This is a genomic window from Candidatus Epulonipiscium viviparus, from assembly GCF_000171335.1.
GTDB classification, from domain to species: Bacteria; Bacillota; Clostridia; order Lachnospirales; family Cellulosilyticaceae; genus Epulonipiscioides; species Epulonipiscioides viviparus.
Genome location: NZ_ABEQ01000010.3, coordinates 1 through 14,940 on the forward strand (window position 1 = coordinate 1; position 14,940 = coordinate 14,940).

General features: G+C 42.2%; 8 protein-coding genes. 7 read left to right on the forward strand and 1 reads right to left on the reverse strand.

Annotated features, from left to right (window positions below; translation table 11 throughout):
* Positions 1-120 precede the first annotated feature (120 nt).
* The 7 genes from EPU_RS02460 to EPU_RS02490 all read left to right on the forward strand — a co-directional run bounded on the left by EPU_RS02460 (position 121) and on the right by EPU_RS02490 (position 14,037).
* Positions 121-2,883 carry a dynamin family protein gene (locus EPU_RS02460; RefSeq protein WP_010166447.1) on the forward strand — a complete coding sequence of 921 codons (2,763 nt, stop codon included), beginning with the start codon at positions 121-123 and terminating at the stop codon, positions 2,881-2,883.
* A 134-nt stretch (positions 2,884-3,017) separates the two neighbouring features.
* Positions 3,018-4,238, forward strand: coding sequence for a leucine-rich repeat domain-containing protein (locus EPU_RS02465; RefSeq protein ID WP_010166449.1), 1,221 nt, complete (start codon positions 3,018-3,020; stop codon positions 4,236-4,238).
* Between the two features lie 163 nt (positions 4,239-4,401).
* Complete coding sequence (locus tag EPU_RS02470; protein ID WP_010166451.1) at positions 4,402-5,925, forward strand: sugar ABC transporter ATP-binding protein; 1,524 nt, start codon at positions 4,402-4,404, stop codon at positions 5,923-5,925.
* On the forward strand, positions 5,906-6,841 hold the full coding sequence (locus EPU_RS02475; RefSeq protein ID WP_029487860.1) for an ABC transporter permease: 936 nt from the start codon (positions 5,906-5,908) through the stop codon (positions 6,839-6,841). Before EPU_RS02470 ends, EPU_RS02475 begins: the two co-directional genes overlap by 20 nt.
* A gap of 16 nt (positions 6,842-6,857) precedes the next feature.
* On the forward strand, positions 6,858-7,769 hold the full coding sequence (locus EPU_RS02480; protein ID WP_010166455.1) for a substrate-binding domain-containing protein: 912 nt from the start codon (positions 6,858-6,860) through the stop codon (positions 7,767-7,769).
* Positions 7,770-7,980: 211 nt separating this feature from the next.
* Entirely contained in the window at positions 7,981-11,073 is a 3,093-nt protein-coding gene (locus EPU_RS02485; RefSeq protein ID WP_029487861.1) for a beta propeller repeat protein, read from the forward strand.
* Between the two features lie 33 nt (positions 11,074-11,106).
* Complete coding sequence (locus EPU_RS02490; RefSeq protein WP_029487862.1) at positions 11,107-14,037, forward strand: hypothetical protein; 2,931 nt, start codon at positions 11,107-11,109, stop codon at positions 14,035-14,037.
* A gap of 13 nt (positions 14,038-14,050) precedes the next feature.
* On the opposite strand, the gene EPU_RS02495 is transcribed toward EPU_RS02490, so the two are convergent.
* Entirely contained in the window at positions 14,051-14,887 is an 837-nt protein-coding gene (locus EPU_RS02495; RefSeq protein WP_029487863.1) for an AraC family transcriptional regulator, read from the reverse strand.
* Positions 14,888-14,940: the final 53 nt, after the last annotated feature.

Consider the following 14,940-nt stretch of genomic DNA (forward strand, 5'->3'; position numbering starts at 1 on the left):
TTGAAGACATACAAAACAGAATGCGATGTAAATTTGAAACAAAACGCAACTGCGAGAATGGAGCTCGAAAAGGACATTCAAATATTGACCTATAAATTATCGCAACTCGAGGTGATATAATTGGAAAATCCAATAATGCTAATACTTTTATTGATAGGAATCATGATGGCAGCAAAGCATTATGGGGTGTTTAAGCAGGCGTTCGATAATTTAGTAGAAACAATAACAACCATGATCAACGGTGCCATAATCATATATTTATCCGCGACATCGAGTAACCGAAATATCCAAAACGCGCTAACGTCAAAATGTTATATAGAAGGGGGGATTTTAATACAAACCAGAAACGCAAAACTGATCGCGACGGGTGGAGCAGCTGAAATATCGAGAATTGCAGCAGATCATGGGGCGGCATCAGCTAGAGTTGCGGCAGATCATGGGGTAGCATCAGCTAGAGTTGCGGCAGATCATGGGGCGGCATCAGCTAGAGTTGCGGCAGATCATGAGGCGGCATCATCGGGAGTTGTGACAAATCATGGGGCAGCATCAGCGAGAGTTACGGCAGATCATGGGGTGGCATCATCGGGAGTTGCGGCAGATCATGGGGCGGCATCAGCTAGAGTTGCGTCAAATCATGAGACGGCATCAGCGGGAGTTGCGACAGATCATGGGGCGGCATCAGCTAGAGTTGCGACAGATCATGGGGCGGCATCAGCTAGAGTTGCGACAGATCATGGGGAGGCATCAGCTAGAGTTGCGGCAAATCATGAGACGGCATCAGCGAGAGTTGCGGCAGATCATGGGGAGGCATCAGCTAGAGTTGCGGCAGATCATGGGGCGGCATCAGCTAGAGTTGCGGCTAATCATGAGGTAGCATCAGCTAGAGTTGCGACAAATCATGGGGAGGCATCAGCGAGAGTTGCGGCAGATCATGGGGCGGCATCAGCTAGAGTTGCGGCAGATCATGGGGTAGCATCAGCTAGAGTTGCGGCTAATCATGAGGTAGCATCATCGGGAGTTGCGGCAGATCATGGGGCGGCATCATCGGGAGTTGCGGCAGATCATGGGGCGGCATCAGCTAGAGTTGCGGCAGATCATGGGACGGCATCAGCTAGAGTTGCGGCAGATCATGGGACGGCACCAGCGAGAGTTGCGGCAGATCATGGGACGGCATCAGCTAGAGTTGCGGCAGATCATGGGGTAGCATCATCGGGAGTTGCGGCAGATCATGGGGCGGCATCAGCTAGAGTTGCGGCAGATCATGGGGTAGCATCATCGGGAGTTGCGGCAGATCATGGGACGGCATCAGCTAGAGTTGCGGCAGATCATGGGGTGGCATCAGCGGGAGTTGCGGCAGATCATGGGGTAGCATCAGCTAGAGTTGCGGCTAATCATGAGGTAGCATCAGCTAGAGTTGCGGCAGATCATGGGGCGGCATCATCGGGAGTTGCGGCAGATCATGGGACGGCATCATCGGGAGTTGCGGCAGATCATGGGACGGCATCAGCTAGAGTTGCGGCAGATCATGGGGTAGCATCATCGGGAGTTGCGGCAGATCATGGGGTGGCATCAGCTAGAGTTGCGGCAGATCATGGGACGGCATCATCGGGAGTTGCGGCAGATCATGGGGCGGCATCAGCTAGAGTTGCGGCAGATCATGGGACGGCATCAGCGAGAGTTGCGGCAGATCATGGGGCGGCATCAGCTAGAGTTGCGGCAGATCATGGAGCGGCATCAGCGGGAGTTGCGGCAAATCATGAGGTAGCATCAGCGAGAGTTGCAGCAGATCATGGGACGGCATCAGCTAGAGTTGCGGCAGATCATGGGGCGGCATCATCGGGAGTTGCGATAAATCATGGGGCGGCATCAGCTAGAGTTGCGGCAAATCATGAGGCGGTATCAGCTAGAGTTGCGGCAGATCATGGGACGGCATCATCGGGAGTTACGGCAGATCATGGGGTAGCATCAGCTAGAGTTGCGACAGATCATGGGGTAGCATCAGCTAGAGTTGCGGCAGATCATGGGACGGCATCATCGGGAGTTGCGGCAGATCATGGGGCGGCATCAGCTAGAGTTGCGGCAAATCATGAGGTAGCATCAGCTAGAGTTGCGGCAGATCATGGGGCGGCATCAGCTAGAGTTGCGGCAGATCATGGGGCGGCATCAGCTAGAGTTGCGACAGATCATGGGACGGCATCAGCGAGAGTTGCGTCGTCGAGAAAGCTGGTTTTGGTGATGGGAGAGTTTAAAACTGGTAAATCTTCCCTAATTAATGCGTTACTGGGTGAGCCGATTTTGAAGTCTGCCGTAACTCCGACAACGGCCATAATTACGCTCATTTCTTATGGCGTAACGAGGCGGGTTCTTGCCACTTTTGTTGACAAAACTGTTCGTGAATTTTCCGAATTAGATTTTCACGCATTGACAGCGGAGGGTGACGAGGGGGTTGCGCTTCGAAAAATTATTCAAACTGTAGAAATATTTGTAGATCATCCGTTGTTACGAAATATAACTCTGGTTGATACTCCGGGGTTGAACGTTGACAATGCGAATCACATTTCAATTACCAAAAAATTCGTCAAAAATGCCGATGCGATTGTGTGGGTGCTTGGCGCGGCTCGAGGCGCATCTAGAACAGAAGTTAGAGCAATTCGGAACTTGCATATAAAACCCACTATTGTTGTGAATCGAATAGACGAAATTGATGATGAAGAAGAGAATCTCGACGATGTGTTGTCGGATATTTCAAAAACTCTAGGAGATGCGGATGTTGTCGGCGTATCGGCGTTGTGGGCAGAAGCAGGTCGAGTTATCGGTGATGATCGGTTAATAGCGGAGAGTAATTTAGTTGCGCTGATAAATAAAATAATGAACACAGTATAAATATTCGAAATATGTTGCAACAATATTAAATGCATGGTATAATGTGACATCTTCAGGTATAGCAAAAATATTTTATATACGTTAATATATTTCCCCGGGCTACAATGGGAAATTAGTTGAAGAAGGAGAAACATATGAGTACATCAGAAAAAATATTGAGATATATATATTTACAATACGGGGCAGCAGTTTTTGTGGACAGTGTCAAATTAAAGACTCTTTTAAATGCAAAGATAGATGGCACTGATCAAATGATATTATCACTGGCAATAGACCACGCCGTGGCATCAAAAGTTGTTCGAAAAGTTTTGTCTGCAAATGATCATAACGCCATCGCCTCCATTRTCGACGATCTAGTGAATACTGGCAAATGGCAACCGGCTGTTGCGACAAAAATTGTTAACTGCTTTGTGACTGCAAAGTTTGGTCAAAAAATTGAGCCAGACACTAAAGTTGTTTTTGCTAAAAAACCTAGTTGTAATCTGGCTAATTATAATAAAAACATATTTATAATTTCTAACAAAGTTTTGAAAAAGTATTGCGGCAAATCATCGCAAGTGTGTATTCCCGATGGAGTTGTGGCGATAGCCGACAAAGCATTTTATGAATGCGATTACATAACAGATGTTGTATTTCCTGAAACACTGCAAACTATAGGCGAGAAGGCGTTTTTTAAATGTAGTAAATTGGTTAAAATTGACATTCCGGATGGAGTATCAACAATAGGCAAGCAGGCATTTAAGTATTGTAGTGAATTAACCACTGTCAAAATATCGAATAGTGTGATGGATATAGGAGTGGAATCATTTTACGGGTGCATTAATCTTGTACATCTCGAGCTTTCTCAATCTTTAACAGTTATCCCCAGCTGCGCCTTTGCTCTGTGCTCCAAATTGATAAGCGTAAAGCTTCCTGAAGATCTTATGGAAATAGGTGAGTTTGCATTTGCGATATGTAGTAATTTGATTGATATAGAGATTCCCAAAATGGTGATGAATATAGGAATATACGCCTTTGCGGCATGCAAAACTTTAGAATCTTTGTATATTCCGGAGAATGTGAGTACAATAGCAGATCATTCATTTTATAGATGCTCCGGGTTAGAACGCATTGTTATATCAGGATATAATGTCACTGTTGGCAATAGCTCTTTCGCTGAGTGTAGTAATTTGTCGCAGGTGCAACTGTTAAATGATATATATTCTATCGGAAACAAAACATTCTATCAATGCAATAACCTAAAGTTTGTGTCGCTTCCACCATCGCTTAGATCTATTAAAAATGTAGCCGTTAACTTTACGCGGATGCAATTTGTAACTAAAGGAAGTAGATTTTGGAACTTACTAACGCAATAAAAAACAGCGTACCCCCCCCCTTCGTTTTGGAGGGGCTTTTTTTGGCCTACAAAGACAACAAAAATTTGCGTATACTTGTTTAATATTTAACATATATTATCTAGAGTTTGAAATATTTTGAATATAGAGAGGAAATTTATATGAAAATAGGAGTTGTTGGAATATGCATATTAAACTTTCTGATATAAAAAAAAATTTTGGAGCTAACCAAGTGTTAAAAAAGGCTTCGTTTGAAATCTTAGATGGTGAAATACATGCCTTGATGGGCGAAAATGGTGCTGGAAAATCTACACTTATGAAGATACTAACAGGACTTTATACCTTTGATGCTGGCGAAATATATGTTAACAACAAATCCGTTTCCTACAAACATCCTAGAGAGGCCGAAAAAGCTGGGATAGTATTTATTCATCAAGAACTAAATGTATTGGCCGACCTCAGTGTTGAAGAAAATATGTTTCTCGGCAAAGAAATTGTTAATAAATTTGGGATATTAGATAAGTATGCCATGAAAAAAATCGCTCAAGGAGTTTTATTTCAATTAGATATTACAGATATATCGGTTGATGCGAGGATTGGAGATTTATCTGTTGGCAAACAGCAGATGGTTGAAATCGCTAGGGCACTAATGACCGACGCACAAGTAATTATTATGGATGAGCCAACCGCCGCGCTTACATTAGCAGAAACAAAAAGCTTATTTGCTGTTATAAATACTTTAAAAAATCAGGGGGTATCTATCATATATATTTCTCACAGAATGGAAGAGATTTTTTCCATATGTGATAAAATTACTGTTTTACGAGACGGAGAATATATAGGGGTTCGAGATGTTGCAAGTTCTAGTATGTCCGAAATAGTTAAAATGATGATTGGTCGCGAAATAGGTGATAGATTTCCCAAAAACTGTAATATTATAAACGAGGTAGCGCTAGAAGTTAGAGAACTTAGCAAAAGGGATGTGTTTAAAAACGTATCTTTTAGTGTTAATAAAGGTGAAATATTAGGGATATCGGGCTTGATGGGAGCTGGGCGCACCGAGATAGCGCAGGCAATTTTTGGCATGTTGAAACTGGAGTCTGGCGAAATATATGTCGAGGGCCAAAAAGTTAAAATCACCGATCCGTGCGTCGCAAAACAGTTGGGAATTGGTTTTATTACCGAAGACAGAAAAACCGAAGGCTTGTTGCTAGACTATTCTATAAAAGAGAACATTGGATTAACAAATTTAAAGCAAATCTCCAATAAATTTGGAATCCTTAATATGGAGGACGAAAAAGCATTAGCGACTGCCGGGGTTGACGACTTTAAAGTTCGCTGTTTTGAAATTGAACAATTAACAGGTACTTTATCGGGAGGAAATCAACAAAAAGTAGTATTTGCAAAATGGGTAGCTACCAATCCTAAAATTTTGATATTAGATGAGCCGACACGTGGAGTGGATATAGGTGCAAAACAAGAAATTTATGCTATTATGAATGAGCTTACCAAAACAGGAGTAGCTATTATTATGATTTCGTCTGAGTTGTCAGAAATTATAGGTATGAGCGACAGGGTATTGGTTGTTTGTCAAGGAATAGTGGCAGGAATTATCCCTCGTGATAGCGCAACGGAGGAAAATATTATGACATTAGCAACAGGTGGTAAACTTAAAAATGGAGGAAATTATGATAAAATCAAAAAATGAGATTAATAACTTAATTGCATTAGTCTTACTAGTAACAATTTTGGGAGTTATTAGCCCAGATTTTAGAAGCTTGGATAATATAATTTCTGTYTTAAGGCAATCAGCCAACAATGGATTAATTGCTTTTGGAATGACATTAGTTATATTAACCGGAGGAATAGATTTATCGGTTGGATCTATTTTGGCTTTAAGTGTTACAATATGCGCACAATTGCTGGTGATGGGAATTACTGCACCTATTGCGTTGCTGGTGGCGTTGCTGGCTGGAACTTTACTCGGAGCCATAAATGGACTGATGGTTACAAGGGGCCGATTACAACCTTTTATCGCGACGTTAATTACAATGACCGCATATAGTGGTTTGACATTTATATTATCTGATGGAAAACCAATTTCGAATTTAACAGAAGGTGATATGTTTAGTACCCATGTTTTAAGTATGATAGGAAGAGGCTCGATCTTGAGTATACCTATGCCGATTATTATTTTGGTGGCATCGTTTATCGTACTATATTTTTTGTTACATAATACAGTGTTTGGTCGAAAGGTATATGCGGTAGGAAGCAATGCTAAAGCCGCGGCAATAGCTGGCGTAAATATTAATAAAACTAAACTAACCGTTTACGCAATGTCGGGATTTTTTGCTGCGTTATCAGGATTAATTTTATTGTCTAGACTTGGGTCAGCGCAACCAACGTTGGGCTCCGGCTACGAACTAGATGCTATCGCGGCTGTGGCCCTTGGCGGAACAAGTTTGAGTGGTGGACGCGGCAAAATATTTGGAACTTTAATAGGGGTACTGATTATTGCAATATTAAATAATGGCTTAAATATTATCAACGTATCGTCTTATTATCAAGATGTTATAAAAGGAATCGTTATTTTGATCGCGGTGTTATCAGATAAAACACGTTAATAAAGGAGATGAAATTATGAAAAAATTGGCAAAAGTATTTATAGTGAGTATGGCATGTGCGGTACTAGCGGGGTGCTCCACCGGGGTTGAAACTAGTACAATCAATACAAATATCAACGATGGTATAAGCAGAATTGGCTTTGCAGTATCAACTCTTAATAATCCGTTTTTTGTATCTTTGGTAGAAGGGGCAGAGAAAAAAGCGGAGGAATTAGACGTTGAATTGCTAGTAGTAGATGCTGGAGATGATATAGCTAAGCAAGTAAATAATATCGAAGACCTGATGTCCAAAAATATTGATGTATTAATAGTAAATCCGGTAGACTCAAACGCAGTTGCTCCGATTGTTGGAGATGTTATTAATAACGGGATTAAAACGATTTCTGTTGATCGAGGTGTAATAGGGCAAACTGTTGATGTGGCGATCGCATCAGATAACGTACTGGGCGCCGAAATGGCAACGCAATATTTATTAGATGCGCTAGGAGAAAATGCTAAAGTCGCAGAATTGAAAGGCATTGAAGGCTCCTCCGCCGCAATTGATAGAGGAAAAGGCTTTCACAACATTGCAGATAATTCTTTAGACGTTGTGGCATCGCAAAGCGCTAACTTTAATCGTGCCGAGGGGCTTAGTGTAACAGAAAATATTTTGCAAGCCAACGGAGATTTGCAAGGCATATTTGCTCATAATGACGAAATGGCCTTAGGTGCTATAGAGGCTGTGCGAGGAACGAATATTCAAATAGTGGGTTTTGACGCAACAGATGACGCTATTGAAGCGGTAAACAGGGGGACAATGTTAACTACAGTTCAACAAAAACCGAGCCTAATGGGAGAAATAGCCGTTGATACCGCGGTCAAATTGATACTTGGAGAAACAGTCGCACCTGTGATTGGCGTGGAAGTTGAACTAATTACAGCGAATTAAATTACTTACCCCTCCCTTCATTTTGGAGGGAATTTTTCATTTTTTCCCAAAATATTGTTCGAATATAAAATAAATTCTAGAAAAATATATATAATTTGTATAAAGTTATTTCGTASTTTAATATTTTTATTGACAAAGCATCCAACGTACTATATACTCCTTTATATATTGGTTTCGTTTCAAAATATATTGAATTATAAAGGAGAGCATCATGAAATTTAATAAAATCCTAACCATAATGGTTAYCACCCTATCGTTATCTCCCTTCGCCACAATGGCAAATACGTTAAACCACGAGCCGCTCAACGATTATTTTAAAACTCTAAATACCGAAATTGTTCAATCTGAAGAATTTGTAACGTGGACGCAATTTGGCCCTGGAAGCGCCGGGTATTCAGAAGCAGTATTCACTCATCCAACAGACCCTAACGTAATTTTCAATTTTCCCGATATGTTTAATTCGTATCGCTCCACTGATGCCGGAGCAACCTGGTTATCGGTATTAGATGAAGATTATCGATCCCTAAATAATGACCAAGTCTCTAGAGTATATAGCGTAGATTTTTCAAGACAAAATCCAGATTTCGGGATGGCAGCAACTCGAACCGGAATGTTTGTTACATACAATAAAGGTGAAAGCTGGGATAGAATCGAAGTTGATTTGGCTTTTGATCGCCAACCAACTGCAGATGCGAATATGGCCAATTTCACGCTTTCGGCAGTTGGTGTGGACCCGAATAATGATCAAGTTTGGTATGCCGGCTCGGGAATTTTCTGGGATGTAAAGGGAAATTATGTAGACTGGAATAGCCCTCATGGCAACAAGCCGATGAACGCTGGTCGWTACTTTAAAACCACTGATGCAGGCAAAACTTGGACCTACATTCCAAATCCATCCTCTGGGCTTCCCGCAAAGGCAGAATATGGCGGCTTCTATGTAAATCCAGACGATAGCGATATCGTATTTGCACACACAAGTTATGGGCTCTATAAATCTACTGATGCTGGTCTAACATATAAAAAAATAGAGACAATAGAAGAAGAAAACGGTGTGGATAAAGATCTTGTGCGTGATATGAAACTTATTGTAAATCCTACTACAAAGCAAGTTGAGCTCTACGCTATTAACCAAATTCGATACGTTCCCAATGCGCAAAGCGTAGATTCTGTTGGAGGGATCGTAAAAAGTTTGGACCTTGGCGAAACGTGGATTAATATAACTGGCGATCTTGGAATGGACTTTGCGGCGCTAAACGAAGAATTAGTATCTAATCCTGATATCACTGCCGCMGGGCATAAGACCAACTTTGTATCTATGTGGCTCTATTCCAGTGGCAGGGCGTTTGGCAAATATTTTAAAGGCGCTCCGTATTTTAAAAATGGTACAGAATTTAGAAAAGAGTATCCAAACATTCCAACCAACTTAATTCAAGGATTTGACAGAATTGTTGTTGATCCTACCAATCCTAACAATATTTATATTTCGCATAACTCCACTCATGCGGCGTCGATGTTTGTTGGCGATGTGTGGATGACCAAAGATGGGGGAGATACTTGGGATATAGCAACAAGGATAGGCGAGGGCTGGTCCATTTCTGCTGGTTTCTGGGAAAATTCTGGAAAAATAGCTGCAGGTACCGACTTATCTGCACCTAATACAACTAGCCATCATATGCAACGCGACTATTATGAAGAATTATACAGCACCCAATCTGCTAGAGACCTCGACATTGCGCCAAACGGCGATGTATATGCGATGTTCCGTGCACTAACGAAATCAACTGATGGTGGCCAAACTTGGGAACAAACTGATGTTCAGTACACTTCTACCGGCTCTATGACAGGAACTGGTGGATCAAATTTACCAGGAAGCCAGATCGTACAGCATCCCGAAAATCCAGAGCAAATGTTTTTTGTATCTGGTGAAAATAAGCTATTTAAATTAGATAGCAAAGCGCACCCAGAAGTMGATGGAAGAGCAACTGTGTCTCATGTGTATGACACTCCGCACTCTCCGATGTCTCTTGCCTATCTACCATCAGACCCGAGCGTTATGTTTATGCTAGTAATGCGCCAGGCTCACAAAGGCGAGATGCTAAAGTCGGTGGATGGTGGCGAAACGTGGGACACTTATGCAACCAATATATACAAAACTGATAATAGCAATGACACCACGTGGGCAACGCCTATTGTGATCGATCCTAAAAACGAAAACAACATGTACTTTGGCATTCCGCTTACTACTGTTCATGCAAATTCAGCTAATCTTCCAGCAAAGGATCACAAATTTGTGGGGCTATATAAATCTACTGATGGCGGCAAAACTTGGGAAGCGCCCGCAGATGCCGACTACGCAATTGGCAACGGATTGCCTTCAGACCAAAGCATCTACACGCTCAAGCTTGATCCGACAACCAATGCGCTATACGCTGGACTTACCGCGGGGGCCTCGGTTTCTATCAAAAACGGAAGCTTTGCTGGTAGCATAGGCAGTTGGACTGCAACCGGGAACGCAAAATTTGGAAAGAAAACGCTAGAGGGATTCGATTCTCTTGATGTTGCAGGCATAGGATCCGTAAAACAAACTGTAGGCGGGTTGAAGCCTAATACAAAGTATAATTTCACAATGAGCACCAAAATGGAAAAAGATGGAGAAAATGCAACGTTATTTGTCTCCACTCCTGCTGGCGAAGTAATGGCATCTGCAGATGTTACAAGCACCACCATGACCGCCGCAAACGTAATTTTCACCACTGGCGAGAACCAAACTTCTGTAACAATTGGTCTCGAAAAAACTGCGGGTGACGGACATTTATATGCAGATAACACATCGCTCAAACAAGCTGGCGGGCTATTTGTCTCCACCGATAACGGAGTAAATTTTGTTGCAGTAGATATTCCAGATGCAATAGCGCATGTAACTGACGTCGAGTTTGCCGATGGCAAGATCTATATTGCTGCGGGCGATATGTATGGCTCTGTATCTGCAGGAGGAGTTTGGGTCACAACCGAAAACGGTGGATGGAAAAAGCTCTTCGAGATGCCACACACCGGATTACTCACAATTGATTCTAACAACCCGGACCGACTGATGGTTGCTGTCAAGCGAAGCATGATGAACTGGGATTTTCTAAATCATGGGGTATATTTATCAGAAGATGCGGGCGAAACATGGAGCAAAATAAACGTAGGGTTCGGAAATACTACACAGATTTTTGACCTGGCATTTGATGCGCAAAGCGAAGATATTTTATGGGCGACGCACCATGGAAGCGGATTTTTCAAGGGARAAATTTTRAGATAGCCAAAAAATAAGTGTTAATAATAAGGAGGATTTATGAAAAAATTAAAYTTTGTATTATCAATGTTACTGTTAACGACGGGATCAACTGCCTATGCTGCTGACGACGATGCTGGGAAGTTGACGTTGGAGGAGACGAAAGCTGCTATTGCCGAATTGGAGTATTTGAGAACGCGAACTGCAGATGATGCGATATCTGCGGAAGTTTTAGATCAAATTCAAGATCGCGTTTTGGGCCAAACGGCGAAGTCGGCAGTGAATAAAACGGAGGACAATATGATTGACCCTATATACTCGTTTGATAAGGCATACTTTGAGRCGCTGGATAAAGARGTTGTGGCATCGGAAGATTATATTTATTGGGAACAGTTTGCACCGGGCAATGCCGGATACTCGGAAGGAGTTCATATGCACTCCACAGATCCTAACACATTTTATAACTTACCTGATATGAAAAATCGCTACGTAACATTTGATCAAGGAAACCATTTTGTATCGATGAATGATATCAACGAGTCATCTAAAAGCAATCCAAATCCGGGTGGAGATTCTGGAATAGACTTTTCGCATCAAGATGAGAATTTTGGATTTGCAGCAGGGTCGGGATTGTGGCTTACTACAAACAAAGGGCTCAGCTGGACCAAATTAACAACTGGTGGCGCACCTACTAGCCGTGTTGGAGATGTTGCAGTTGACCCTACTGACGACAATATTTGGCTTGCAGGTACAGGAAAATACTGGGATGTTAAGCGCAATCATTATACGAAAGCAAAGCCGCATGGGGTCAATCCGATAGGTGCGGCGGGGCTATATAAATCTTCCGATAAGGGAGTGACCTGGGGCAAGCTGACCGAGACAGGCATTCCGGGGGCGGCAACATTTGGGCAAATCTTATTTAATCCATTTAATACGCAAGAAGTTTATGCAGGAACATCCTATGGGCTATACAAAAGCGTGGATGGAGGCCGCTCATTTAAGAAGCTAGATATCGATGGTGATGGCTTGGTAGATCCCGCAGATGCAAACGATCTAGTGCATGATTTCAAATTGTATATAGATCATGAAAATAAGTCTATCCAGATTGTGGCGATTCACCAGATCGATTATTTCTTAAACGACGAAACCAAAAGTCTGGATCAAACAGGCGGAATTATGCGCAGCTATGATGGCGGCGAGACCTGGGAAAACATCACCGGAGATTTGGGGTTAAACTTAGCAGAAGTCAATGAAGAAACTATCAAAATTGTAGACCCAACTGGCGAAACTAATCCCGGAAACTTTGTAAACGCTTGGTATTGGACTCCAAACTTTATTGGCAGATATTTTAGTGGTACCGAAAAATATCCTTCCAAAAATACGACAGAAGTTCGCGATGCTATTAAGGCAGAGTATCYCAACTACCCAACAAACTACATTCCAACATTTGATAGAATTGTAATTGACCCAACAAATCCTGATAGAATCTATATTTCTCATAATGCAGCGCACGCAACATCGATGCGATTGGGCGAAGTTTGGGGCACTGCCGATGGTGGAAAAACATGGGATATTTTAACGCGAACCGGATATGGATGGGGCGAATCTGCAGAGTATTGGGAGAAGTCGGGCAAAGTTCAAGAGGGTGCCGACCTTAGCAAGCCAAACGTGACTTACCATCACGCAGGAGATGCCTACTACTATCACGATTTATATTCGACACAAGGCGCGAGAGACTTAGATATCGCACTAGACGGTACAGTTTTTGTAATGTTTAGAAGTCTTGTGAAATCGACTGATGGGGGAAAAACGTGGGAGCAAACTGATGTTAAGTATCGAGAAGACGGCTCGATGACAGGAACTGGTGGATCAAATTTGCCTGGCGGAGGAATATTAACAGACCCTCGCGACCCAGACTTGATGTATCTGGTGAGTGGTGAAAACAGCCTTTTCCAAGTAGTGGATAAAGGAGAAGGCAACGACCCTGCATATATAAAGCATCTTCCGAACTCGCCAGAGTCTGCRGCAGACATTGCAATCTCCCCAGCCGATATCAATACGATGTATATGACAATAATGCGCCAACACGGTGCGGGCGAATTTTTTAGATCCACCGATGCGGGGCAAACMTGGGAATCCATATCGTCTCCACTTGTTGGCAAAACTGCGAATATCAACAACAAAAGCGTGGGAACAATGGTGATCGACCCTAGTGATCCAAASACCATTTTGTTTACGGTTTCAAATGGGCTTCTTCACGAAACATCTGGCGGTCGAAATCCCGAAACYGAGCACCTAGGCGTGTGGAAATCTACTGACGGCGGATACACATGGGCACAAAAAAACGAGGGGCTCCCAACCGACGCGTGGGCATACCAATTGCTATTTGACCCTCGCGACCCTAATATTCTATATGCAGGAATGCCGTATAGCAAGAGCACAATAACCGACCCCGAGCGYGACAAAAACTCTGGCGTTGGAATGTACGTATCCTATGATAAAGCAGAAACGTGGRAGCTCCTTTCGGGATTGCCAAAGGCGGTCACACAGGTGAATGATATCAACATCGATCCGTTGGGCAATCTTTATATTGCAGCTGGAACCTCCTCTTTTTCAGTAACCGGGTCACCTGCYGGTACAGCRGCAACTGGAGGGGTTTGGGTTCTCAAAAACGGAAGCACCATATGGCAAAAAATCTTTGAAGGCAGATACGTAACTCTCATCGAATTTGATCAAAATCATCCTAACCGCCTTCTTGTAAGCAACCGACCAAGCGATACTAGTGATAGTAAAGTCATCAACAACGGGGTATACATCTCTGAAAACTTTGGGAATACTTGGAAAAAGGCTAACACCAACATTGGCAACGCCACCAAGATTTATGACCTAAAATTTGACTCACAAGACCCGCAAATAATATGGGCAACGAGCCAATCGGGCGGCTTCTACAAAGGATACATTTCAGAGCTCGATCCTGAGGCGCTTCAATAGGCAAAATATTTGGTTAGCATGTCGCTTGACTAGATCTCGCCTCTCGTCTCATTTTTGCTGGAGATACCCCAAAGCAGCGTTTAAACTGATTTGAAAATATATATCGGTCGCTGTAGGTTAAAATATAGGCAATCTGATCGATCGAGTACTCGCCCATTAGTARTAACTGCTTGGCTATCTGCATTTTCTTTTCGAAGAGATATCTTTTGAAAGTGRTGCCGGTAGCCTGTTTAAATCTATTAGTAAATTCACAATGATTAAGGTTGACATGAGATAAAAGCTCTTCGACTGTTACATATTTATATTGATACAGATTTTTTTCGATGTAAGCAATAGCTTTATTTATAGTAATGTCATTCGAAAGRCCTGACTTTAGGACTGCAACAATATTCCAAAACACAGCCTTTAGCAAATTGGATGCAATAATGTTATTGGTTACTTCGTGAATATTATGATTTAAGGCAAAATTTACCATGTTTTCTATGATAGACCAAAAAGCTGTTGTTTGAGGCAAATCAAAGACAAATGGTTTTGAGCCAAAAAGCTTGGAATTTGGCTGGGGCAAAAACCTAATTATTACAACAGAAATATAATCTTTGGGATTGTGATATGCTCTGTGAACGATGTTGCTAGGAATCACAATAATTCTGTTGGCTGAAATTTTATAATTTTGTTCACCTATTTTAAAATATCCTTTATCGCTTTTGCAAAAAATAAGCAAATTGGGCTCTACGCATTGGGCCGAAACGTTGGTCGTTCGAATTTTAAAATGRTTGTTAATTACTAATATTTTGAAATTTAAGTTTGGATTATTTGTCATTATATCTTCTATGTTATTTGCTTTTATCATACGAAATTCCTATCCGAGTTTTGACATCATTTTTTTTTTATAATAGATCATTT